15 protein-coding genes are annotated in these 25,249 nt (G+C 45.3%); 1 reads left to right on the top strand and 14 read right to left on the bottom strand.

Annotation, left to right across the window (positions count from 1 at the left end):
* Window positions 1–15 precede the first annotated feature (15 nt).
* The 5 genes from WH37_RS19495 to WH37_RS19475 form a co-directional block, all read right to left on the bottom strand.
* Complete coding sequence (locus tag WH37_RS19495) at window positions 16–1,104, bottom strand: glycoside hydrolase family 172 protein (RefSeq protein WP_046232310.1); 1,089 nt, start codon at window positions 1,102–1,104, stop codon at window positions 16–18.
* A gap of 14 nt (window positions 1,105–1,118) precedes the next feature.
* Window positions 1,119–1,952, bottom strand: coding sequence for a carbohydrate ABC transporter permease (locus WH37_RS19490; RefSeq protein ID WP_046232309.1), 834 nt, complete (start codon window positions 1,950–1,952; stop codon window positions 1,119–1,121).
* A 1-nt stretch (window position 1,953) separates the two neighbouring features.
* Entirely contained in the window at window positions 1,954–2,829 is an 876-nt protein-coding gene (locus WH37_RS19485) for a carbohydrate ABC transporter permease (RefSeq protein ID WP_046232308.1), read from the bottom strand.
* A gap of 104 nt (window positions 2,830–2,933) precedes the next feature.
* Entirely contained in the window at window positions 2,934–4,268 is a 1,335-nt protein-coding gene (locus WH37_RS19480) for an ABC transporter substrate-binding protein (protein WP_046232307.1), read from the bottom strand.
* A 56-nt stretch (window positions 4,269–4,324) separates the two neighbouring features.
* Window positions 4,325–5,788, bottom strand: coding sequence for a glycoside hydrolase family 32 protein (locus WH37_RS19475; protein ID WP_046232306.1), 1,464 nt, complete (start codon window positions 5,786–5,788; stop codon window positions 4,325–4,327).
* A gap of 192 nt (window positions 5,789–5,980) precedes the next feature.
* Here WH37_RS19475 and WH37_RS19470 point away from each other — a divergent pair, with 192 nt between their 5' ends.
* On the top strand, window positions 5,981–6,862 hold the full coding sequence (locus tag WH37_RS19470) for an ROK family protein (protein WP_046232305.1): 882 nt from the start codon (window positions 5,981–5,983) through the stop codon (window positions 6,860–6,862).
* A gap of 94 nt (window positions 6,863–6,956) precedes the next feature.
* Here the strand turns inward: WH37_RS19470 and WH37_RS19465 are convergent, their stop codons facing one another.
* From WH37_RS19465 to WH37_RS19425, 9 genes are all read right to left on the bottom strand, one after another.
* A complete protein-coding gene (locus WH37_RS19465) occupies window positions 6,957–8,411 on the bottom strand; it encodes a glycoside hydrolase family 32 protein (RefSeq protein ID WP_046232304.1) in 1,455 nt (484 codons plus the stop codon).
* 141 nt (window positions 8,412–8,552) lie between these two features.
* A complete protein-coding gene (locus WH37_RS36555; protein ID WP_082110908.1) occupies window positions 8,553–14,195 on the bottom strand; it encodes an S-layer homology domain-containing protein in 5,643 nt (1,880 codons plus the stop codon).
* A gap of 108 nt (window positions 14,196–14,303) precedes the next feature.
* Window positions 14,304–16,589: a GH32 C-terminal domain-containing protein gene (locus WH37_RS19455; RefSeq protein WP_046232303.1), complete on the bottom strand. Its 2,286-nt coding sequence runs from the start codon at window positions 16,587–16,589 to the stop codon at window positions 14,304–14,306.
* Window positions 16,586–19,054, bottom strand: coding sequence for a PfkB family carbohydrate kinase (locus WH37_RS19450; RefSeq protein WP_046232302.1), 2,469 nt, complete (start codon window positions 19,052–19,054; stop codon window positions 16,586–16,588). The genes WH37_RS19455 and WH37_RS19450 overlap by 4 nt, the downstream gene beginning before the upstream one ends.
* A gap of 20 nt (window positions 19,055–19,074) precedes the next feature.
* Window positions 19,075–20,706: an ABC transporter substrate-binding protein gene (locus WH37_RS19445; protein WP_046232301.1), complete on the bottom strand. Its 1,632-nt coding sequence runs from the start codon at window positions 20,704–20,706 to the stop codon at window positions 19,075–19,077.
* A 107-nt stretch (window positions 20,707–20,813) separates the two neighbouring features.
* Complete coding sequence (locus tag WH37_RS19440; protein WP_046232300.1) at window positions 20,814–21,710, bottom strand: carbohydrate ABC transporter permease; 897 nt, start codon at window positions 21,708–21,710, stop codon at window positions 20,814–20,816.
* Window positions 21,711–21,723: 13 nt separating this feature from the next.
* The gene (locus tag WH37_RS19435) at window positions 21,724–22,641 is read right to left on the bottom strand and encodes an ABC transporter permease (RefSeq protein ID WP_414812029.1); all 918 of its coding nucleotides are present in this window, start codon (window positions 22,639–22,641) and stop codon (window positions 21,724–21,726) included.
* Between the two features lie 261 nt (window positions 22,642–22,902).
* Complete coding sequence (locus WH37_RS19430) at window positions 22,903–23,871, bottom strand: LacI family DNA-binding transcriptional regulator (RefSeq protein ID WP_046232298.1); 969 nt, start codon at window positions 23,869–23,871, stop codon at window positions 22,903–22,905.
* Window positions 23,872–24,194: 323 nt separating this feature from the next.
* The gene (locus WH37_RS19425; protein ID WP_046232297.1) at window positions 24,195–24,518 is read right to left on the bottom strand and encodes a helix-turn-helix domain-containing protein; all 324 of its coding nucleotides are present in this window, start codon (window positions 24,516–24,518) and stop codon (window positions 24,195–24,197) included.
* Window positions 24,519–25,249 lie beyond the last annotated feature (731 nt).

The raw sequence follows: 25,249 nt of genomic DNA, 5'->3' as shown, positions 1-25,249 counted from the left end.
CCTGCACCTCCGCAGTTATCGCGGACGCCTGTCCATTACTGCCGGAAATTCTGGGAACGACTGATGCGGTTCAGTCTGATACCAGTAGCTTACCGAACTAATATCGTCACTTCGTTCAAATAAAGCTTGGCCATCATGTCCAATTTGCTGTACGGTCACCCTCAGATCCTCTTCGAACAGAATTGGATCAAGGATATGCCAACGATAGAAGCCCCGCATCGGGCAAGCCGCCCCATCATAAATATGTGACCGGGTATTGTCTCTCGTCTCAAAATAAGGAAAACCCATAAAGGGAGTCGAGTAGGTTTGCTCATGTACCGGGTTTCCGTTATCATACTTTACAAACCCCCATGCACCGCCGAAATAATCCTCGGCCCCGGTACCGCAAATCGTCGGCCAATCTTGGTCGCCGTCAATATAGAATTTCACTTCTCCCTCACCATACCAATAACGGGATAGAGAAGTCCAGGACATATAGGTACCGATAAATTTGCCTCTTCCTTTAATTCCATCAATAAGGGTGTAATCCTGCCTCAGCACAGTAGGATTTTCTCTGCGAAATTGGGCGTGAAAATACTCGATATCCTCATCCAATTCATCAACCAGCATATAGTCGAATTGATAGAAAAACGCCTCAATACTCTGCGGATGCTCATTCGTAATCGTTACTTTCGCGGCTTGGCGGAAGGGCATGGCAAAGTAGCTGTTCATACCGCCGACCGGATTAACGACAATCGGCAGTGAATTGACAACCGTACGTGCCCCAAAGCCATTGCAGAAGAAATCGCCCAGCGGTACTTCAACGGATGGATGTTCTTCATTGTCCCAGTACATGCGCAGCACAAGATCGCGCAGGACGAACCAGCCCGATTCGGTCTTATCTGTAACGGTCATCCAGATATGCTGAATGATTCCGGGTCCTTCAATATCAACAAGCGTTGCGGATTCTCCCTGCTTGAGGGAGATGAACGCTTTTCCTTTGCGGGCAACGCCAAGGGGGCCTTCCGCTTTACCGCCCTCCCCTTTGAGACCCTGCGGATTCTCCGCCGTAATCGCTCTGCTCCTACCTTTCATTCTACCAAACAGCTGATTCATGGATTGCATGGTTAATCGTCTCCTTATCCTTTAACTGCACCATCAGATACACCGGCCATCACATATTTATTCAAGAACAAGTACGTAACAATAATGGGAATAATGCTGATGCTGATTGCTGCAAAAGTCTGGCCCCAGTCTGTAGCCCCAAAGGCACCAATAAATTCCTGCAGCCCAACGGCAATTGTCTTGTATGCCTTATCATTCGTGAACGTATTAGAGAACACGAAATCATTCCAGATGAAAATAAAGTTAATAGATGCCACCGTAATGGTGGTATTAACCGTAAGCGGCGAAACAATTCGGAAAAACACCTGAAAAATGTTGCATCCGTCGATTACTGCAGCCTCTAGGAGTTCACCCGGCACATATCTGTAGAAGCTGGTGAAGATCAGAATAGACAATGGCAAGGCAAAACCAACCTGAGGCAGGATCAGCGCCGCATACGAATTGAGCAAACCATAATCTTTGTACATAATAAACAGAGGAATCAGCGTAACCTGAATCGGAATCATAATGCCTATCGTGAAGAACAACAGCAGCTTCGAATTCAGTCGGTTGATCATTTTGACAAGGGCAAAGCCTGCCGTCGCGCTCAGAAACACAATCAGTGCGAGACAGGTAAACGTCACAATAGCGGTGTTCTTGATATACAGCAACAGACTGCTCTCCCGGAATACACTCGCATAGTTTTCGAACGACCAGGACGAAGGCATTGCAAACGGCTGTGTAGTCAACTCGATGCTCGACTTAAAGCTGGATAGCATCAGCCAGACTACCGGATAGATTTGAATCAGCAGAATCGCAATGACCAGATAATACAAAAGAGAATAGGAGAGCTTTTTCTTCTTGGACATGTCAGGCATCTCCTTTTCTTGAATTAAAAATAGCCCGTATGAGCAATACTGCAAGCAGACTTTCAATAACGATGAACACAGCAATCGAACTTCCGTATCCATACTGGATGGTGGAGAACGCTTGTTTATACATATAGGTGGTAACCAACTCTGTTGAAGACCCTGGCACACCGATAATGTAAGGAATATCGAAGCCCCTCAGAGCCCCTGTGGTACACATAATCAAAGATAGGCTTAGCACATGCATGATGCTCGGAAGCTTAATATAACGAATAAGTTGCCAGCCGTTTACACCGTCAATCTTAGCCGCTTCTTCAATTTCTTTGGGAATTGCAATTAGCGCCGCATAAAAGATAACCATATACATCCCGATAAATCGCCATCCCTCAGGGATGGATACAGCGATTAATGCAGTATCGGGATTGGAGAGCCAGGCGGACTGAAGATGGCTCAGGCCCACCCAATCTAGAAACATATTCAATAGACCAAGAGGCTGAAGGGAATAAAAATTTCGGAACATTTGCGCAATAGCTATGGTTACAACAACTGCTGGCAGGTAATACAGTGTTCTGAAGATTCCTGCACCTTTGTTAACATAGGAGAGCAACAGGGCAAAAAACAAGCCGATAAACACTTGCATAAATACCACTATTACCACATATACCAGATTGTTTTGCACAGCATTCCAGAAATACGAATCTTTGAACATTGCAATATAATTATCAAAGCCGATGTAACGCGGCTCCTGAATGCCATTCCATTGCTGAAACCCGTATTTAAGAGACTGGATAATGGGGACAAAGACCGTTCCCAGATAAAATATCAAAGCCGGCAATATAAAAATTAACCATGCTTTTTTGTCTTTAAGCACATTCATATAGGGTCACCCCGCTTCTGTAATCACGCTACTGTTGATAAAGATCTCCGCCCGGCCCTATGTCCGGGCGGAGAATTATCAAAGTATAAGAAGAACTACTATTCTTATTTGCTGGCTGTATTCTTGGTAATGGCATTATCAATCTGCTTGGCAAAATCCTCTGGAGTCATAAAGCCCATGGTCAGTTTGGTAATCAGGTCGCTCATCACCGAGTTGGTGTTCGGATCAAGCAGAGTATCCCAAGGCTTGGCAAACTCTGAGCCATAATTGTCCATATCCCTTTTAATCCGCAGGAATAGCTCAGAAAATTTGGATTCGTCATCAATGGTGAATTTAAGCGGTGACATTTGTTGTTTGGCTACATAGACATCGCTGTAATTTTTCAGCACATAACTAAGGAATTCTTTAGGCAGTCCATCGAATGTTTTCGCGGAAGCTCCGAGTCCGATGCCACTGTTGCCGAAAAATTCATTAGCCGGTGTGAGCGCATTGCTGGTGGTTGGCAGATAGAAGTAATCCACATTGCCCTTGAGTCCTTCCGGCAGGCTGTCTTCCACAAAGGATGGTATTTCCCAAGTTCCCATGTTGTACATGGCAGCCTGGCCGTTCAGAAACAGATTTTTGGCTGTCGTATAATCGGTGGTAGCGAATCCATCCTGAAAGTATTTTCCGATTTGAGAAGCAAAGTTCGCCGCCTGCATGCCTGTCGCATCGGACATTTTGGTTTTGCCTTGACTCAAATTCCGGATGAACTGATTGCCTGTGGTCCGGAACGGGTACATAGCCGCATAACGCAATACTGGCCATACATCAACGCCGTCAACAGCGATAGGTGTAATTCCCTTGTCTTTAAGCGCATCGCTGACCGCAAGCAGATCATCGAGGGTTTTGGGCACTTCAAGGTTGTTGTCAGCAAATATTTTTTTGTTATACCATGTCATTTCCATATGGTATTCCATCGGCAGAAGATACAGGCTTCCATCCGGCAACTCCTGATATTTTAGCGCAGGCTCATAGAACTGGTCGTACACTCCCTCCTCCTTCAGGAATTTCTCCATGTCCACCAGGTAGCCTGCGTTTACAAGTTCCTGAGCGAAAGGATCAGCATCACTATCAATGAAGTCCGGCATATTTCCTGAAGCAACTAGCGTTCTCAGTTTGGTCAGGTAAGAAGGTCTGTCCGCTGTTACCTGAATATCCAGCTTAAAGCCCGGATGATCGGCGGTGAATCGGTCGGCAAGCTCACGAACCGTCTGAACAATAGCCCCATTCTCCGGTCTGGCCGAGAGCCAGGTCAGCGTTTGCTCCTTAGGTGAATTCGAGGAACCAGCATTATCTGAGCTATTGTTGTCTGCGGAGCTACCGCAGCCTGCCAGAACAGTTGCTGCCAAGGAGAAAACTGCAAGACCAGTGATAACCTTTGACAATTTTTTTGTCATATTAAAACCCCTCCAATAAATTAATCCCTATAATTGCCGTGAAGCCTTTTTGCCAGTTAAAGCTCAACATTTGTCTTCATGGTGATGTCCTGAACCTTTACAGCTCCTTCATTTACGAAAAAACCAAAATGACCGTCCTTGAAGTTATAGATTCGCGTTGTCATGGCGACTTCATCATTTACATACAGGCATAGGATATCTTCTTCGAGAATCAACTGAAAATGAATCTGGCTGTGACTCGCAAAATCAAATGGACGCTCCAGCTCAATCATTTGCGGCTTGTCCCCGGCAATTTGCCATTGAAAGAATCCCGGTTCTGTTCTTGGCCACATATCAAAGGCAATCCGGTTGTGAAAAGGATCAAATTTGATGAAGTAACCATTGTCCAGCGCCTTGTCCGTGCGAACTGCGATGCCAAAGTCCTTCACACGCTGCCAATCCGTAAAGGAAGCCTCAAGCATGACCTGAGAAGGCAAAGAGTTAAGCACACTATAAGCTAGACCATCCGGAGAAGAAAGCTGAAGCCAGTTATCCTGCTGAATGCAATTTTTCTCCTCTTGCAGCAGAATTCGCTCTTCCTTGTTAAAATGTCCATAGATGGAAGACGGCATTCTCACAAGAAGTTCTCCGTGTTCGTTCTGGTGCAGCTCATGGGCAACCAGAGTGCCCGCCCACTCCCAATCCCCAAAATCATTCGAGCCCTTCTTCGATGGAACCCAGCCAAAGGCGTACCGCTTCAAGCCGTCGGAAGCTGTTTTGGCTGCATAAAATCCTCTGCCGTCAAAGGTGTCCAGCGTCGGTGATGTGTATAAGCCATCGATTGTTTTGCTCTTTTTATAATGGGTGACGAACTTCTCACTGAAGGTGGAGTAGATCAGGTAGTGCCATTCCCCCATCTTGAAATAATCGGGACATTCCATCGTAATGTATTTATCCGGGCTGTAGAAGGGTTCACCATATTTCCAGTTCACAAGGTCATCAGAAGTCAGAAGTGCGATGCACCCTCCTCTTTTCTCAGAAGAGTTCATTTCCCTGGTGGTGACCAGCATCCAATATTCCTGCTTCTCTTCGTTGAAGAATACAAAGGGATCACGCCAATCAAATTGCTCATAAATCACTTCATCCCCGTACAGTTTAAAACCGCTATCCTTCGTCCAATGAATGCCGTCGGTACCCGTAGCCCGCAGCACAACTTGTAAGGGCTTACCATCCTTGCAAAACGCAGGGTTGGGATTATGTCCCGTGTAGAAAAGATGGTACATACCTTCCTTGTCCTTGATCACAGAGCCGGTATACGCATTCCGGTCTAGAGCGGTTTCATCTCCGTTCGGCAGAACCTCTCCATAATCCTTAAAGTCAAGTCCATTTCTGGTGGCCAGCAAATTCCATGAGGTATGGTTGCCATAGTCTCCCCCCTCTCTCTCGTCGTGAAGATAGTAGAGCTTGTACTCCCCATTGTCATAAAACGGAATCACATCACCAACCCAGCCATTCGCAGGCCTGTAGAACACTTTCCTCATTTGCATCATCTCCATTAGTAAAACGTTTTACAAACATATGGTAACACAAATTTTAGTCTTGTCAACGGTTTCATTTGTTTGTATATTAGGAATATTGATGTGAACGACATTCAATTATTTTATACTTTGTAAAACGTTTACTAATAAATAAATACCGGAAAGTCCATCCTTTCCTAACAAAGGAGACGTAACATGATTATTGGAGCAATGGAAGCAGGAGGAACAAAATTCATATGTGGAGTAGGCAATGAGGAAGGTGAAATTCTGGACCGGATCAGCTTTAAGACGGAGACTCCGGATAAGACATTGCAACAGGCGGTTGATTATTTTAAAGATAAAGGGGTGCAGGCTATTGGTATCGGGTCATTCGGGCCGATTAATATGGATCTATCCAGCCCCTTGTACGGGCATGTGACCACTACACCCAAGCCGGGCTGGGGAGGTTTTGACTTCGTGGGGGTTATGAAACAGCATTTTCCAGTGCCGATTGGGTTCGATACGGATGTGAATGCTGCCGCCCTTGGTGAAGTCCAATGGGGCGCGGCCCAGGGGTTGGACAACTGCGTCTACTATACAATCGGGACAGGTGTTGGAGTGGGCGTATATGCAGAAGGCAGGCTGATCCACGGACTTGTTCATCCCGAAGGCGGTCATGTCCTGACTCGGCGGCATCCAGAGGATCGCTTCGAAGGCCTATGTCCATATCATGGCGACTGCCTGGAAGGATTGGCGGCTGGACCGGCAATCGAGAAGCGCTGGGGCGTCAAGGGTACTATGTTGCCAACGGAGCATCAGGCATGGGAAATGGAAGCTTATTATTTGGGCCAAGCCATTGCGGGCGTGATTCTTTTGCTGTCTCCGAAGCGTGTGATCCTGGGCGGAGGCGTGATGCACCAGAAACAACTGTTTCCACTGATCCGCAGAGAAGTCCGTCAGGCTCTGAACGGCTATGTTGCAACGCCAGCAATTCTGGAGTCATTGGATACTTATATTGTACCTCCTAGCCTAGGTAACAATGCGGGCTTATGCGGGGCTCTGGCGTTAGGGATCAAGGCTATAAAGGGATGGGCTTAAGAGGTAAATTATATGAGTGCAGGTGTACAAAACCGGAGGCTGCCCGTTATTAGATACGGACAGCCTCTCGCTTGAATCAGAAAGCCTATTCGAATCAGCTTTCCTCCTTGGCGTGTATTTTATCATTCTGGGGAGTTTCAATCTTAACCCGGTTAAATTCCGCTGTGCCCTGGCTGACGAACATGGCCAGCTTTCCATGTTGAATGTCGTACATTCTGGCACTCATTGCTACTTCTCCGCCAACATAAATTTCGCAAATCGTGCCATCAATAAATACCTTTAGCTCATATTCATGTTCCGGCAGCAGCTTGAACGGACGTTCCAGTTCTACCTCATAGGGGAAGGTTTTGCCCCCTTCTTCAGATTGCATAATTGGCCCGCGGAAGGTAATTCGGCTACGTTGGGGCTCAAGCGTGATGTAATAGGCAAAATCCAGACTTTCGCCTGCCCGAACCATGAACCCGAGACCCTGGATCGACTCCGAGAAACGAACTGCTGCAGAAATCTTGCACAAATCGGGGAGTTCCTCCTTTGTGATACAACCGGCAAAGTTATAAGGAGATACGCAGAGTAGTGCATCGTCCGTGATCGACCAATCTCCAGTGATTCCCTCAAAATTCACAGTTAACTGTTTGGTAAAGGCTGAGTCAACCGTTTCGGGTACGTTGACGCCAAGCGTTCCATCCGGACGCTGAATAATTTCGTGCACAATCATATTCCCCCCCCAATCCCAAGTGTCATAATCTTTGCCTGAAGCTTTTGGCGGGTTCCAACCGAACAGATCGTCATTTTTTGTTGGATTCCAGCCGAACAAATAACGTTTCTGACCATCGGACGCCGACTTGGCCGCATAATAAGCGCGTCCATCAAAAGCCTCTTCTTCTGGAGTTATCCAAGGGCCATTTAAAGATTGACTCATCCGATAAAAGGTCCCGAAACGCCCCGTATAAGAAGAATAGATCAAATACCACCAATCTCCGATACGGAACAAGTCCGGGCACTCATGCGCGCCTACATGCAGGTTCGGAGCATACAACGGCTCGCGGTACTCCCAATGCTTGAGATCTTTGGAAGAGAGTAGACCCGTACAGCCTTTTCGGTTTGTCGGTCCTTTGGCCAGAGCAGCAATTAACATCCAGTATTGACCTTCTTCTTCATTCCAGAAAACAAAGGGATCACGCCAGTCTGCCAGCTCATAAATCTCGCCATCCGGACCAAAAGTATCTTCAGGAATGGGCTCCCATGTTTTTAAATCCTTGCTGACGGCATGACAAGCAAACTGCTTTCCTTCAGGAAAGATACAGTAGAACATATGATAGACATCGTCAACTTTTAGAATATGGCCGGTCCCACCTTCAATCTTGCAAGCTCCATCTTCTCTGTAATGCACGAAATCTTTCGTTCCAAGCAAATGCCAGCCATGATCAAGGCCTTCCTTGTGGTTGTCTCTCCACCCATGCAGATAGAATAGCTTAAACTCTCCATCTTCATAATAGGGAATAACGTCTCCTACCCAAGCATTATCTGGACGATAAAAAAATTCCTTCATATATAACCCTCCTCTAAGTGGCTAAGCGTTCATTCAACGAAACCGGCATATAAGCATCTCTTGTATCCCGCTCCTGATACCAATATACGGTTGCGGCATATAAACACTGGTTATTAATGCCCCACTGATTTCCTTTAGCAGTTATTGATTGACTTTTTCAAGCAACAGTGATGTGGCTTGTGCACTTTCTGCACGGCTTACTTTTTCATGCGGCATAAATAATTGGTTCCCGCGGCCGCTGATTAATCCAAGCTCCTGTAGGACAGCAACAGAATTTGCAGCCCAACTGCTGATTGTACCGGCATCCTTAAAATTACTCAAGCGATTAACGGCGTTGCTCTGTTTTGTATGGAATAGATATGCTTTGTAAAGCATAGCCGCCATTTCTTCACGGCTTATGCTTTGCTCCGGTGCAAAGGTGTTTATGCTTCTTCCGGTGACAATTCCCGCTTCATATGTTGCAGCTATAGAAGCAGCGTACCATTTCGTTGGTTCCACATCCTTGAATATGACTGAGTGAGCCAGTGTTATTCCGAGTGCACGAGTGATCAAGGAAGCAAACTCAGCCCGTGTCACGTTTTGTTTTGGTGCAAATGCCGTATCGCTTACACCAAAGACAATTTGTTTGGCAGCCATCTTTTGAATCACCTCATGGGCCCAATACGATGCATCAACATCTTCAAATGACTTGTCATAGATAAGGACGCCAAATTTACTGAAATGATTCACTTTTGAAGTCCATTTATCCCTTGAATAGCTTCCGCCCCTATACTCCAGCTTCCCTTCATCGGCGATGGAATAAATGCCTGTCAGGTGCTGGCGCGAATTCGCCTTTGCACTCATCCTGATTGTGACGAATGTAGAGAATTTATTAAGCGTAAGCGCGGTACCGTCGGCCTTCACGATAGATAATTTAAATTCATAAATCTCCCCGGTTGCAGAGATGTCTGCGTGGTTTTTCTGTACTGCCCGTGCAAGTAGTTCCTTGATCTGCTCGGAAGACAAAGGTTCTATTCCAAAAGAGATTTTTGCATGTTCAAGCTCGCTGTCCGTGACCAACGCCTGTAATTCCTTTAATACGTCTGAGGGAATTTCAATTTCCACATCTGTGCTTTTAATCTTTAAAGCATTTTTGCCGTCATTTGCCGGAATGGTGACTGGAAACAGCACCTGCCGCTCTCCCTTCGCCATCTCGAATGACAAGCTACTCTGACTCTCCGGCTTGTTTACAGAAATTACAGGCTGACTTGGAGGAGGGTTTGGATTAACCGGATTCTCCACCTTAATCGGTACATTGAAATCATCGACATTAATATGTCCGAAACCGCCTGTGGATTGGTCAACTACCTTGATGTAAAGCTTCTGGCCGATATATTGCGACGCATCCCAAATCTTACGTTGGTACTCCTCATAATTTGTAGCAGTCTCTTTAAACAGTTCTTTGCCGTCCGAGACTCGAACCAACGCAACATACAGCTTATCCATATCACGCCCGCCGCTGACCAGGAAGTTGATCTTGCCATTCCCGCCAAGAACGAAATTCTGTGATTTTAGCGTTCCCGTTAAGCTGTCACCGCCGGCTTCCTCATTGAAGCCCCACAGATGATAGCCGCCCGGAATTTTTTGCGACGGATTGAAGTAGATCGTCTCCCAGAAAAACTTGGCATCGGTCACATGCACATCATGGAAGGCGTCTCCTTCTGCAATCCAGCCTGTTAAGTCCCCTGTAGCAAAATCATGGTTAGGTAGCTCCGTAGTATCGGTGTACACGGAATTGTCCCAGTTATCAGGTACATCGACCGGAACTGCTTGTTCACCCGTCAAAGCATTCATATTCCATACTTCCATCGACTTGACCGTAATATCTTTGTCGGCCCATACCTGTAAGCCCAAGGAATCGTATCTTCCTACATAGACGCGTGTGGTCAATTTTTTCTTGTAATTGGCAAAAGCTTCGATAACTGAGCGATCCAGGAAGATATGCAACTTCAGGTTCTCTCCGTTCAGATCCACATATCCGCCTTGGATGCCATCCACACGAACATCTGGATCAATGCTGCTCTTGGTCCGATCTACATTGAAGGTCCCGTTCATCTTGTCATAGTAAATCATTGTTTCTTCTTGGCCATTATCGGATCGCCGTACCTTAAGACCGAATTTTTGAGCTTCGCCCGGATCTATCTCCATTACAATTTCCAGCATGTCACCTTTGACATTTTGGATCAATTGATTGGCAGCCTGCAAATTTTTGTCTGCAAAATCAACCAATTTAGCATCTCGTAGCCCCTGTAATTCTTGAATCGGCTCAATGCGTAATTCATCATGCTCATCCAGGCTTAGTGAAACCGGCAGTGCCAAATTATGGGCCCATCCAGCTTGATATTCAGCCTGCGGTGTTCTTACATTCTGCACCATGGAAAAAACAACCGTTCTTCCGTCTGGGGTAACCATACCGCTCTCTGCGGTTAAATAACCGTCACCCACATCCATTTTGGAAGGCGCCTCCTGATCGGGTATAAATTTAAAGTTATCCCGGTCCCAGGTGCCAATCCAGTAAAACACTTCAACATCTCTTTGCACATCGTTTGCCGGAGGAACATGCTCCGGCTTTTCATGAGGATTGACCATGAAGATATGCTTTTGCTTGCCCTTGCTATCCTTTCCTAACGGTAGTAGTACCGGCAGTTCCCACACCGTCCCAAGCTCCGGATATAGGCTTCTGTCACTGACATATAAAGGCCCCTTATACTCCCAGTTGTACATATCGTCGGATACATACACCAAAGCTGTGCCGCTGCTGAAGTCTTGAAGACCGGATGTTACTAACTGATACCACTTATCCGTCTCTTGGTCATACCATACAAACGGGTCCCTGAATTCATTGTGAATACCGTTTCCATTTTGTTCTGTAACCGGTTCAGGATATTTATCCCATTTTTCTAAATTAGCGTCCGATAAATCAGCCGGAGTTGCTATCCCTGTTCTTTGGTTCGGAGACAGCGAGTCATTACCAGCGGTGTAAAACAGAACAGGATTGCCATCGCGGTCATATGCTGCACTGCCTGACCATGCACCATCCGGGTCAAGGGTACCCGCTTCAGGCGCAAGAGCAGGTCTCACATTTTCCCAATGCACCATATCGTCGCTCACCCAATGTCCCCAGTGGATTTGATGCCAGTATGGACCTTGCGGGTTATGCTGATAAAATAAATGATACTTGCCTTTATAATAAATCGGTGCATGCGCTTCATTCATCCAGTTTTGCGGAGGCATCGCATGGTACTGCGGACGGTGCTGATCACCGTCGAACACACTGGGATCCTCGTCAATATCACCATTTGGAATTTCCGGAATCGATCCGCCGTGAAGCGTCTTCACATTTTCATACTCGGCAAGGATCTCTTGACCCGTGAGCGCTTTGTTCTGCAGCTTCACTTCATCGATAAGTCCGCTGAACATATTGTAGGAGAATAATCCTGCAAACTCTGCAGGTCTGTTATTTTTTCCGATAATCAGGTTTTCCGTAGAAGGTGTGATCGGAATGTTGACAGAGGTTGCTTGAGAAGCTACTTCCTGACCGTTCAGATAGAGCTTAATCATTCCGGTTTCTTTGTCGAAGGTGGCAGCTATATAATTCCACCTGTATTTTTCAAGCGGGTGATCTTTAACCCATACCTGAATCCACTGGCCGCCAATTCCCACCTGCATCGACCATGTGCCGTGCCGGTACATGCCAAGCGCGAAGCCTTCCGCCTTATCCTGGTCGGACTGATTTACAATTGTAGACAGCTTGTTGCCGTCTCCCCATTCATAGCTGCGTGGAGCAACCCAGGCTTCAATCGTTAACGCATCGCCTACTGGAATGGTATCCTTAGCATTGGCCTCAATATCATTCGAGTAGCCGTCAAACAGCAATGCGCCGCCTTTTACTCCGCGCGGAGTCCATCTTGGATCTTTGGAGTCCATATATCTGGCGTTGTTAAATACATAGTTCACATCATGCTCTAGACCGCTTACTTCCTCAAGCGCCTTTTTTCCTGCGCCTTCATCAAGATTCATGTAAAAAATAGTGCCCGTATTATTGGCTTGAAAAGCATCCACGGAAATACGGGCTTGACTGGATTGATCGACAACCTTGATATAAAACTTCTTATTGTAGTGTTTCTGCATTTTCCAGGAAATCTTCTCATTCGCACTGACATCCCCGGTCTTCTCAAGTAGCGCATTAGTGCTGGCATCATATAGCGCGACGTAAGCATCTTCTGGATTGTCGATGCCTAAAACGGTGAAGGTAATCGTTCCGGTTCCCTGAAGCATGAAGGTACTGGAGATTATAGAGCCGACTTCTTCCAAGATAGACTTGGCAAAAAAGCTGCCTTCTTTGCCAGCCCCGGCTTCATCAGTCACTTGAAAAGCATCACCATCAATCGTCCAGCCCTCGAAGTTTCCGTTTTCAAAACTGCGGTTTGCGATTTCGGTCGGGATAATGTTATCCACCATGATTCCATCTTCTGGTACGAGTTCATTGAAGGTGTTGAAGGCATCCGCAAAGATCACTCCCCAATCCGAAGCTGCATGATCAACGACTTCAAGATACAGTTTTTTTCCGATATGCTTGGAGAGATCGGCTTTATATTGCTCCATATTCGCAAGTCTCAAGCCCTGTGCCGGTTCTGGGAAACCCGACTCGTTAAACTCTGTATTTCCGTACCTGGCAATCAATTCGCCAGTGTCCGCTTCGATGACGCTCACATATACTTGATCCATATGCTTGCCGCCGCCTAGTCTGAAAGTAATCCATCCAGTTCCCCCCAATTCAAAGGTACTGGAACGAAGCACGCCAGTTGCAGCTTCGGGATACTTCCAGCCATTTAAATGATAAGCGCCTTCCTGGTTGTACGGGATTTGTTCATCCCACCAGGTAGTTTCATCGGAAACGCTGTTTGGCCCGAATGCTTCGCCTTCTACAACGGTCCATCCGGTCAAATCCCCAGTTTCAAAGCTTGGATTGTCTATCCGGTAGCGCGTGAAATCTGGCTTGATATCCTTGGCAATGATGCCCTCGGCAGGCTCGGATTCATGATACATAAAGAATGCATCTGCAAAAATCAATCCCCAGTCTGAGGTTGCATTATCTACAATCTCTATGTACAGCTTCTTGCCTAAATAATCGGATAGATTTGCCTTATACTGCTCCATATTGGCAAGCCGCATACCCTGAGCGGGATTCGGAAAGCCTACGTCAGCGAATACGCTATTGCCATACCTGGCAATCACTTGGCCCGTATCTGCTTCCACGATATTTACATATGCCTTGTCAGGATTTTTTGCAGCGCCAAGCTTAAAGCTGATCCAACCGCTGCCTCCCAGCTCGAAAGTGCTAGAACGGAGCACTCCTGTCTCAGCCTCATTATATTTCCAGCCGTTTAAATGATAATTCCCCTCTTGGTTATAAGGAATTTGTTCCGACCACCAAGTACCCTCGTCCGATACGCTGTTCTGACCGAAGGCTTGACCTCTGATAACTGTCCAGCCTGACATGTCACCAGTTTCAAACCCTGGGTTCTGTATTTGGTAGACATTATCCGTGACAGATGTTCTCAAACTACTACTTGGACTCTGATTGACCGCATCTGTAACAGACGATCCCATATCCGCCATTGGAGCAGAAGTATCTGTTTCTGCTGCGGCTGAAGCTGTAATCCCCGGAGTCACTAGCTGAAGAAACAAAACCCCTATAATCAAATTGGAGATCCATGATTTGCTTCTTTGTTTGTCTATCACGAATAAGCCTCCTATGTTATTAAATTGTAAAATAAAACGCTTCCAACAAGGTTTTTTTGCTTGAGTATTGCCCGCATTTATAGGGTAAGGAGCGCCAAGGCGCTCACATTACCATATAGAATGCATATTCCATATTTCCATCGATTTTACCAGCGGTTCGCCATCTCCCCAGAGTTCAAGACCCAAGGCATCCTTACGGCTCGGATATACCCGGGTCGTCAGACTTTTCAAGCCGTTGGCGTAAGTTTCAACCATAGAGCGGTCCAGATAAATATGCAGCTTAAGATTCTCCCCTGACAGCTCCAGCTTACCTCCTTGTACTCCTTTACATTTCTCACCGGAATGCAGTGTCGTTTTGGTCCGGTCAGCGAAGAGCATGGATTCATTTATGTCATAATACAGCAGCGTTTCTTCCTCTCCATCCGGCGATCGCCGGATTTTGATTCCAAGTTGTTTGGCACTACCAGGCTCCAGCTCTAATTGAATCTCAAGCATGTCTCCTTGAACATCCTTGAGAAGGCTATTTGCTTCACTTAATGACTTGTCCCTGAGCGATAGCCTCTTCTTGTCGCGCAGCGATTGAAGCTCCTCAATCGGCTCGATACCCAAGCGCCCATCCTCTCTCAAATACACACTTATCGGCAGGCCGCCGTTATGGGCCCAGCCCGATTGATACTCCAATTCAGATGTACGGTCACCTTGAGCAATAGTAAAAATAATTTTTCTGCCCGTCACAGGATCAACCATTCCACTTGGACCTGTAAAATGGAAATCGCCGACATCAATTAATTGAGGTTCCTCTTGATCGGGTTTGAACGATAGATTGTCTTTGTCCAGCTGTCCGATCCAGTAGAAGACCTCTACATCTGCCCCTGCTCCAACAGGGCTGACCAGCAGAAGATGCTTGTAATCTCCCTGCTTGTCAGTTCCAAGAGGGAGAAGGACAGGCAATTCCCATATAGGACCAAGATAAGGGAATTTACGAATATCTGCTTGATAGAAAGATCCTTTGTATGTCCAATTCAACATATCTTCTGATACAAATGCCAGCGCTGCTCCGCCCTCCCCTTCAATTCCGGAACCCGAACCAACCAGGGCATACCAGCCGTCCTCATCCTTCCATACAAACGGGTCACGGAAATCTCCGAATACCCCCATTCCATTTTTTTGTACAATAAGCGGCTCGGGATGTTTGACCCATCGGACCAAATCAATATCTTTGTCTTCGGAGTAGGTGCTTCTAGCAAGCGCGACGCTTTGATTTGGTGAGGCACTATCATTACCTGCTGTAAAAAACAAGACAGGAAGGCTATCAGCATCATAAGTCGCGCTCCCAGACCATATTCCGTCCGGTGCAAGCTGATCCTTCTCAGGCGCTAGAGCAATAGGTAGATCACGCCAATGCACCATATCCTCACTCACCCAATGTCCCCAATGAATATGATGAAAGTAGGGCCCTTGAGGATTATGTTGATAGAACAAGTGGTATTGCCCCTCAAAGTAGATCGGTGCGTGAGGTTCGTTCATCCAATGAGCCGGCGGGCTAACATGATACTGTGGTCTGTGCCGATCTGTTAGCAAAAGGGTACGATCCAGCTTGATATCATCATATTGTAATTGTGGATGGACGCCTCCATGTTCTAAATCCAGCACTTCTTGATAAGAAGTGGCCACCTCTTCCGCACTCAGTACCCGGCTGTAGATTTTAAGTTCATCAATAATGCCGCTAAACATATGAAGGCTGAATACTCTTGCCAGCTTGCTACTATGATTATTTTTAGCGATGAATAAATCTGTGCCTACTGCCTCAGTTATACGCGAATCGCGAGGTAAAGCTTCCGAAGCGATTTCTCTGCCATTCAAATACAGCTTGATTTCACCCTCGTGCCCATTGAACACAGCGCTCACGTAGGACCATTCATTCTTTGGCAATTCGTAGCCATCCGGCGACCAGATTTCCTTCCACTCTCCACCTTCCAGCCCTACTTGAAAGGACCATGACCCGTGGCGGAACATGCCAAGTAGATACCCCTGTCTGCTATCCCTATTGTGGCGGTTCACGATGGCAGCCAGCTTGCCTTCATGACCCCATTCATGGGTTCGCGGGGCAACCCATACTCCGATACTGAGAGCCGAGAGGTATTCCGGTTCGCCATTACGCTCTTCCCTATGAACGCAATGGGCAATGTATGATGAGTAGCCATCGAACAGGAGCCCGCTTCCTTTAACCCCGTGTCTCCACGGCGGAGTAGATGGTTCGGTAAACTCCGCTTGGTTAAATACGTACTGGATATTATTTATGGATTTCGATACGCTCTCCAAAGTGCTTGCCCCGGTTCCTTCATCAAACGCCCAATGCATAATTAATCCCCGGTTATCCGTTGTATTGCTCATACATCATTCCTCCCTAATATCACCTCTGTGCTTTCATCTGAAGCATGAATAGATTTAAGCGAATGGATTTGAAGCGATTTGAGGACAACCTGTCCTGATTTTGCGCTTACCTCAATATTCTCTATCGGTGCATCAGGGAAAATCTGATCGGTCAGCACAACCAAACCATTATCCGCGTACACTTCTACCGCATTGCGGTCCAACCAGATATGCAACTTCAGCTGTCCATTTACCGCAGCCAGGCTGGCTCCGTGCTGGCATGCAAACGCCGGGTGGAAATTGGTCTCACCTGATTTCGAACGGTCGGTGAACAGCCACTCCATAGCAGAGTCGTACCCGATAACAATCTCGCTCTGTCCAGAGGATTTCAGATGGAAACGCACTTCGTCCCCTAACCGGACATCCATCTCCGCTTCAATCTCTAGCAGATCATTATTCGACTTCTGCATAAAAGAGGTCACTGGCGTAACTGTGATATCATTCCAGCTCATGGATTCTTTGCGTAGCTGCCCGATTTCCCTGACAGGCATTTGGATCAGCACTATACTGCCATCCTTGCTGGTGAGTGACAAGGTGCGCGGCAGGGTCATTGCGCCTCTCCAGGAACCGGTAGGCGTCTCATTGGCATACTTCCAGTTGCTCATCCAACCAATGACCACACGGCGTCCGTCCTGCTCAGGGATATCTGACCAGGTAACTCCTGCATAGTTGTCTCTGCCATAATCCAGCCACATGATATGATCAGCCGGATTATCATTAATGAAGGTATTTCCGTCGAACTCTCCAACAAAATATTGTGTACGCGAACCTTCTGGACAATTGGGATTGTCTCCGATGCTTATGATCAGTACCCATTTGGAACGCCCGGTGTCATCCACCGGCAACTCAAACAGATCCGGGCATTCCCAAACACCATCATGTGAGCCTTCTTCTCTGCCGAATTCACCCGTCAGTGACCATTCACGCAAATTATCGGATGCATAGAACCGGGCGTGGTCTCCCGCAACAATAGTCATAATCCACCGCTCACTTTGCGCATGCCAGAACACCTTCGGGTCACGGAAGTCTATCAAATTATCCTCGACAAGCACTGGATTCCCGTCATACTTGTGCCAGGTTTGGCCTTTATCACTGCTGTAAGCTAGGCTCTGACGCTGGCGTGGCTGTCTCGTCTCCGGATGGATATCCGCATGCGTAAAGATTGCAACGAGTCCATGGGAATCTTTAAATAAGCCGCTGCTATTATTCCAATCCACTACACAGCAGCCAGAAAATATCGCTCCATGCTCATCCGGGAATAGAGCAACAGGTGCGTGCTCCCAGTGAACCAGGTCTTCACTTATAGCATGGCCCCAATGCATCGGCCCCCATTTATTACTGTAAGGATGATATTGATAGAATAAATGATAGCTTCCCTCATAATAGACTAATCCGTTTGGATCATTCGCCCAATTGGAGGGTGGTGAAAAATGAAATCCCGGTCTGAAACGATCATCATTGTACGGTTTGCTGGACTCTATCATCTGATTAATCTCATCTGTCGTCGGCATGGATCCAAGAGCCCCCTTTCGTGTTGTTACTAACGCGCCGCCGGCATTAGCAAAAGTCAGCATGCTAATGATTTGCTGCTTGGTCAGATCTTTCAATGAACTTCCGCCTTCCAGGATCTTATATAACAAGCAGCCCAGAAAAGCATCGCCAGCTCCTGTTGTGTCGATGGCATTCACCTGAAATCCAGACACATATCCATCCTGACCAGCCAAACGGTAATAACAGCCTTGTTCCGCTAAAGTGACGACGACCAACACGATACCGAATTGTTGTTGCAACTCTAGCGAGCCCTGTTCCATATCGCTAGTCCCAGTTATAAAAAAGAGCTCTTCTTCCGATATTTTCAAGATATCGGCGTACTTCATCCCCCAAAGGATATTATGTTTTGCTTCCTCCTTGCTCTCCCATAAAGCAAACCGGATATTCGGATCGAACGAGAGCAACACTCCTGCTTCCTTGGCTCTGAGAACTGCCGTCCTGGTTGCGGTACGGGCCGGTTCATGGGTCATGGACAATGAGCCAAAATGCAGAGCTTGGCAGGTTTCAATCCGATCGAGCGGGACATCCTTCGAGTGTAAGAAGGTATCTGCTCCCGGCTTTCGGAAGAAGCTGAACGATCTGTCTCCCTTATCATCCAGATGGACAAAGGCAAGCGTTGTACTCGCTTCATTTGTGAATGAAACTTCAGACACATCAACACCACTACTTAGCAGTGTGTTGTGCAGCAGGGAGCCGAATTGATCCTCCCCGACCTTGCTTATCAATGCAGTTCTGGCTCCTAAACGGGATAGCGCAACGGCTACGTTAGCCGGAGCACCTCCTGGATTGCATTCAAACTGCTCGTTCCCCCCAGTTGTATGGCCTGCTGGAGTAAAGTCAATCAATGCTTCTCCAATAGTAATAACATCAAGCACAGTATCTCTCCACCTATCATCTATTTATTTGTTTTTAGATTTGCATTATAGCGATCCAGTCCGTTTTGATAAATCTCCATTAATTCGTTTAGGCCCATCTTTTCCAGTGTTTTCACATAGCTTTCCCACTGCTCATCCGCGCCGCCATTAACAATGAATTTTCCCCTTTGGGTATTTACATACTTAATCAATTCAGGCTCGATCTTGTTGATTTTGTCCAGTTCGTCTGGTTCAAAGAAAATACTCGGATAGTTTTCCTTTTCCATGTATGGATCGTAATATTGCTTTAAATCTTCAACACGCTGTTGAGCTCGTGGTTCCAGATCAACAACTTTCCCCAAGTCCTGTATGGTAATGACGCCAGGTCCGCCTGCGCCTGGAGCAACTTTTTGACGGAATTCACCTGCAGAAGCTCCCTCAGGAAGCGGCAGGTTTACCAATTTCCCATTCTCGTCTTTCTTGTATACAATATCTAGTGGACCCCAATGAATTTGAGCTGCCATGTATGGTTCATACTGTTCATCAATCCAACGCATCGTGATTTCCGGATTACTGTTCTCTTTTGTAATCACAAAGGCTCCGCGCCCCGGACCACCGCCATTTCCGCGTCCGATTGTTTGATCTCCATTTGGTCCTTTCAGCGGGGATAGTAGAACATAATCCTTACCGCGTTCAGTTCCGACAACCTCTTCAATTTCCCACCAGATATAAGATCCAAGCGACTCATCTGTCGTTTTTCCTTTTGCCAGATACTGTGCCGCATCTTGCGTGAAAGACTCGGGGTCAATCAGTCCCTGCTTATACCATTTTTCATGGAAGTAATTCAAGGCTTCCTTAAATTCAGGCTGAGTAGCAGTAAAAATAACTTTTCCATCTCTGACTACTCGATGCTCCATATTATCAGGAAGACCAAATGCTCCAAAAATTCCTGCAATATCCATGCACCACTGCATATGCATGAAACTCAACGGGATTTCATCTTTCTTACCATTACCGTTTGGATCCTTTGTTTTAAAGGCAAGCAGAGCTTCCGTATATTCATCCAGTGTTTGTGGAACTTCCAGACCCAGCTTATCTAGCCATTTTTTATTGATGACATGGAAAAAGGGGTTGGTTCCAAGGTTATTCTCTTCGAATGATGGCAGCCCATAAATATGTCCATCCGGTGCTGTAATCGATGATTTGATGTCGGGTCGGCGATCAAGAAGCGCTTTCAAATTTGGCGCATATTGATCAATCAAATCCTCCAGTGGAATAATGGTTCCGTCTTTACCGTAATTGATCAGCTCGTAATCGGTGAATCCAGCTCCGTAAAATGCATCCGGCAGATCTCCGCTTGCCAATAACAAATTTTTCTTTTCAGCAAAATCAGTATCAGGGATGTTTTCCCATTCTATCTTTACGTTTGTTTGCTCTTCCAGCCGCTTGAAAATTTCCATCTCCGAGTATTTCGGAGCCAAGGCAGCTTTCGGGGACACCATTCTCAACGATACTGCTTCTTGAACAATCGGAAGACCGGTTTTATTGAAATTGGCTTCTAGATCCGTATTTTCTGCCTGATTCTTTGATCCGTTACTGTTTCCCGAACATCCACTAACCACAAACGCTCCGGCCAACATAAGAATCCCCACATTTTTAAATAAAGATTTCATTGTACATAACCTCCCTTAGTTGTCATCCAACATGCTGAAAATCACTTTCTTACATGCTTCATCTGAATACTACTTGTACATCCCCCCTTTCAAGCATTACGTCCACATCACCCCTTGATTGATCCGATCATCACGCCTTTAACAAAGTACTTTTGCAGGAATGGATACAAAATCAACAGCGGCAGACTGGATACAACAATAACACCGTATTTGATTAGTTCTGTGACGCGCATCTTCGCCGCGTAAGATTCAACATCTATCATCATGCCGGAGTTAACCTGATTCTGAACAAGAATGTTGCGAAGCACCAATTGCAGCGGGTATTTGCTTTCATCGCTAAGGTAGATCAAGGAGTCAAAAAAACCATTCCAGAAACCAACGACATGATACAGCACCATTACGGCTAGGATCGATTTGGACAAAGGCAGAACGATGCTCCAAAAAAATCTGGTGTTGGAACATCCATCAATAGATGCGGCTTCCCACATTTCATCCGGTATGGACGACTGAAAAAAAGTCCTCACGATAATAACATTGAATACACCGCCCGCTCCGGGAATCACGAGTGCCCATATTGTATTTAGCATGTGAAGATCCTTAATCAGCAAATAGGTTGGAATCAGTCCTCCGCTAAAAAACATGGTAACCAACAAAAACCACATAATCACAGACTTACCTGCCAGATTTTTGCGTGCTAAAGGGTAGGCTGCACAAACAGTCACGGCGACTCCAATAAATGTTCCAAGTGTCGCGTATAAAATTGAGTTGGCATACCCAATCCATATAGATGAATCATTGAAAATTCGTTCGTATCCATCTAATGTAAAGCCTTTCGGAAACAACCAAACTTCACCTGAGTATATATAATTGGGGTCACTGAATGATGCTATCAGCACAAAGTACAACGGAAATAATACGAGCAGCATGATGATGGTTAACAAGAAGTAGTTGACTAAGTCAAACCATGCATCCCCTGTGCTCTTTCTCTTCAATAATTGATTCAAAATGAACTCCTCCTTACCACAGGCTAGTTTCAGTTACTTTTTTGGCGATCCGGTTAACGGTGAAAATTAGGATGATATTGATTAGAGAGTTAAACAGGCCAATCGCCGTGGAAAAGCTGTATTGAGCCTTCTGAATCCCCATTTCATACACGTAGGTGGGAATAATATTAGAGGTGGCGTAGTTCAGATCGCTCTGCATTAGAAACGCTTTTTCAAAACCAATGCTCATTATGTTGCCGAGTGCGAGAATCAGCAGAATGACGATCGTCGGCAGAATGCTCGGAATGTCCACGTGCCATACACGCTTCCTTTTGCTCGCTCCATCCATAGTTGCAGCTTCATGCAGTTCGGGATTGACTCCCGCAAGGGCAGCAAGATAAATAATCGTGGCAAATCCGGTCTCCTGCCATATACCTGATAAGATATACAAGGGACGGAACCAGCCCTCATCGGCCATAAAGAGCACGGGGTCCCCTCCAAACCAGGTGATGATGTGATTCACGATCCCGCTATTCGGAGATAAAAAAACATTAAGCATACCGATAAGTACAACGGTAGAGATAAAGTGCGGCGCGTAAATCACGGTCTGAACAAATTTCTTATAGGTCTTCCCAAGCATCTGATTCAGCATGATTGCGATAATGATGGGAGCCGGGAAGCCAAACAGCAGGGATAGAAAACTGAGTGTAAGCGTGTTCGTAATGATTGTCCAGAAGTTATAGGAATTGAAAAAATCTATAAAGTGCTGAAATCCCACCCATTCACTACCCCATATCCCTTGACTTGGTGAAAAGTCCTTAAAAGCAATTTGTACCCCGTACATCGGATAATACTTGAATACGAGATAAAGAATAATGATCGGCAGTAAGAACAGATACAGTTCATAGTCGCGTTTGACTCGGCTCCATCTCTTTCGATTTGGTTTGATCATAGAAAGATCCAGGCTACTAATTTTTGAATTCACTCTTGTACACCCTTTCCAGTAAAGTATTCTTCGTTTTGAAACGTTTCCAATTTAGTCTGTGCGAAGGGATTTATAGATGAATCGACATCATAAACCGACCGAATAAACGGATACTTTTCAGCCTGATCATAATTTGAAACGTTTCCAATTATGGGTAAGAAAAACGCCAGAGGGTCAATTCACACAGTTGAATCGACCATGAGCTGATGCTTTTCCTACCAATCATAATCACGTAGTTTCGCCTTGCCTAAAAGTAACCGGGAGTCGATACACTTGCTGTTCTAAATCCTTGCCTTCAATCTTCTCATAAAGCAGTCTGATGGTCATGCGTGCCATTTCCTCCACCGGTTGTCTGATTGTTGACAACAAAGGATGGAAATAGGGATGATCCTGGATGCCATCGTATCCAATGACCTTTACATCTTCTGGGACCCGAATACCCTGCCTGCCTGCTCTTTCAATATATTTGGCGGCAAATATATCGGTAATGGCAAAAACGCCGTCCACATCGTGATGCTCTTTTAGTAACTCATCAAAATAAGCGTCGTCATCCTCAACGGGGTCTGGCTTCTCGTATACAACGTACTCAACACCCATTGTTTTCGCCTCTTGAATGAAGCCTTCTCTACGATTCATGGTTTCACTGTAAACTGAAGTGACGCTTCCTATAAATGCCGGTTTTCTAGCACCCGCTTTTACTAGCTCCCTTAAGGCCAAACGCCCGCCTTCGTAATTATCCGAAGTTACGCAGGTAATTTTCTTGTTAAAATGCCTGTCGATACTTACAATCGGAATGTCGTTGCTCACATTGTTCTCTATATCGTTGTAAGTAATGCCGACGATACCAGCCACTTTGTTTTGCTGAAGCATTTCCAAATAATAAAGTTCTTTTTCAGGCTTGCCTCCGCTATTACAGAGCATGAGCTTATAACCCTCAAGGTCCAACTCATCCTCAATGTAATACGCCAGTTCAGAAAAAAATGGGTGCCAGATGCTTGGTAACATCAGTGCTACCATCTTGGATTTACGCATTTTGAAATTTCGGGCAATTTCATTAGGGACATAATTCAGCTCTTGTATGGCTTCTTCAACTTTTCTGCGTGTAGCGGGTTTTACAGCACCTGATTTATTAATGACACGGGACACGGTTCCTACTGCTACGCCAGCTAAGATGGCTACATCTTTAATACTCGACATCTAACCCCCCACTTAAACTCTCAATAAAAATTATAATATCACCAAATTGGAAACGTTTCAATATTTTTTTGAACGTTTCAATCAGAGTTCAATTCCTGCGGAATGTAGTTGTCCTTGAAGAATTGTCTGACCAATAAGCCTCTAAGTCAAAAGCATTTCTGGCGGCATGTAATTTTCATGCGGTATGTTTACCATAGTTCTCCCTAACTCTCTTATCATGCAGACAGGAGCCCTTCTGATACCTAAATCAATACGGTTTGGTGCTACTTAACCCAGTCGATTCGGAGTATTGTCACTAAATAATGTATCAGGAAAAAGTTCAATTATAATCGCTTTTTTAGACGCATAATTTCAATTAATTCAAATTTATCAGATTCTTTTAGGTCTCTATACCCTTCAAGTAAAACTTTTTCATTTGTATCCGCGTATAACCCTCCTTCTTCAAAACCATCCCCCATTAGTAACCAATTCAAGTTCACCATATAATTTCGCTTAATTGATATCAGTGTTTCAGCGGAGGGATTACTGTTTCCCATTTCGATTTCACTTAGATTACCTTGGGATATACCAATTTTTTTTGCAAATTCAGACTGATTAAGATTGCTCTGCTTACGAATATATTTTATTCTATACCCTATCTCATTCATATAATTTCACTACCTTTTAAATTATTTGAATTTCATAAAGCCAATTTAACGGTGACATTAGAAAACCATTATCATTTTAACAATCTCGCAAAGATAAAAATAAGGGTAGCCCTATAAATGACTTAGGGCTACCCTTGATGAATTTTAAGGTTTTAAATTTCCGTTTCGTCACTTCCTATTTAGAAGAGAACAAGACTTTATTGTATTAATTTTAAAAAAACAAAACTTTATTGTTCAGAACAACACTTTATTGTAATGAATCAACAGGGTGTACAAAGAAAATAAAGTATTAGACTGGAGTTGTTGATATGACGCGGTTTTTGAGTTTGAAAATCGTCAGCTTTTGAGAAATAAGTTGTAGACTGATATGGAACATTAATTAGTATCAACATACAAAAAGAAAAATAAAGTATTAGACTGCTGCCTTTTTCAATCTTGATGCAGTTTCTCTAAATATAACCACAAAATACCAGAATTATAGTAAGATCAGATAATCTAATTCTCATTTCTCTCGTAACAACATTCCGCATAAATAAAATGGAAGAAACAAATTAAATAAATAGGATTTCGAACTTTCTGCTATATATTTCCTTTGTTTCATCACGATTATATAGATGCTGATCAACATTTTCTAAAAATTTTCAAGCATGTTGGACCACACCACACTAGCGTTGCATTAATGTTCTCTGAATCTTCCTAATTTTCTATCACGGCTACTTTTGTGCATAAAA

It is taken from the genome of Paenibacillus algorifonticola (assembly GCF_000971975.1).
Taxonomy (GTDB): domain Bacteria; phylum Bacillota; class Bacilli; order Paenibacillales; family Paenibacillaceae; genus Pristimantibacillus; species Pristimantibacillus algorifonticola.
Note: the sequence above shows the minus strand (reverse complement) of the source record. Positions and strands in the feature narration are given on the sequence as shown.

Excerpts from the sequence above, each read along its gene's own strand:
- WH37_RS19485 (WP_046232308.1), bottom strand. The coding sequence starts at position 2,829 with ATGAATGTGCTTAAAGACAAAAAAGCATGGTTAATTTTTATATTGCCG.
- WH37_RS19490 (WP_046232309.1), bottom strand. The coding sequence starts at position 1,952 with ATGTCCAAGAAGAAAAAGCTCTCCTATTCTCTTTTGTATTATCTGGTC.
- WH37_RS19475 (WP_046232306.1), bottom strand. The coding sequence starts at position 5,788 with ATGAGGAAAGTGTTCTACAGGCCTGCGAATGGCTGGGTTGGTGATGTG.
- WH37_RS19470 (WP_046232305.1), top strand. The coding sequence starts at position 5,981 with ATGATTATTGGAGCAATGGAAGCAGGAGGAACAAAATTCATATGTGGA.
- WH37_RS19495 (WP_046232310.1), bottom strand. The coding sequence starts at position 1,104 with ATGCAATCCATGAATCAGCTGTTTGGTAGAATGAAAGGTAGGAGCAGA.
- WH37_RS19425 (WP_046232297.1), bottom strand. The coding sequence starts at position 24,518 with ATGAATGAGATAGGGTATAGAATAAAATATATTCGTAAGCAGAGCAAT.
- WH37_RS19435 (WP_414812029.1), bottom strand. The coding sequence starts at position 22,641 with ATGATCAAACCAAATCGAAAGAGATGGAGCCGAGTCAAACGCGACTAT.
- WH37_RS19455 (WP_046232303.1), bottom strand. The coding sequence starts at position 16,589 with ATGAGCAATACAACGGATAACCGGGGATTAATTATGCATTGGGCGTTT.
- WH37_RS19445 (WP_046232301.1), bottom strand. The coding sequence starts at position 20,706 with ATGAAATCTTTATTTAAAAATGTGGGGATTCTTATGTTGGCCGGAGCG.
- WH37_RS19465 (WP_046232304.1), bottom strand. The coding sequence starts at position 8,411 with ATGAAGGAATTTTTTTATCGTCCAGATAATGCTTGGGTAGGAGACGTT.
- WH37_RS19430 (WP_046232298.1), bottom strand. The coding sequence starts at position 23,871 with ATGTCGAGTATTAAAGATGTAGCCATCTTAGCTGGCGTAGCAGTAGGA.
- WH37_RS19480 (WP_046232307.1), bottom strand. The coding sequence starts at position 4,268 with ATGACAAAAAAATTGTCAAAGGTTATCACTGGTCTTGCAGTTTTCTCC.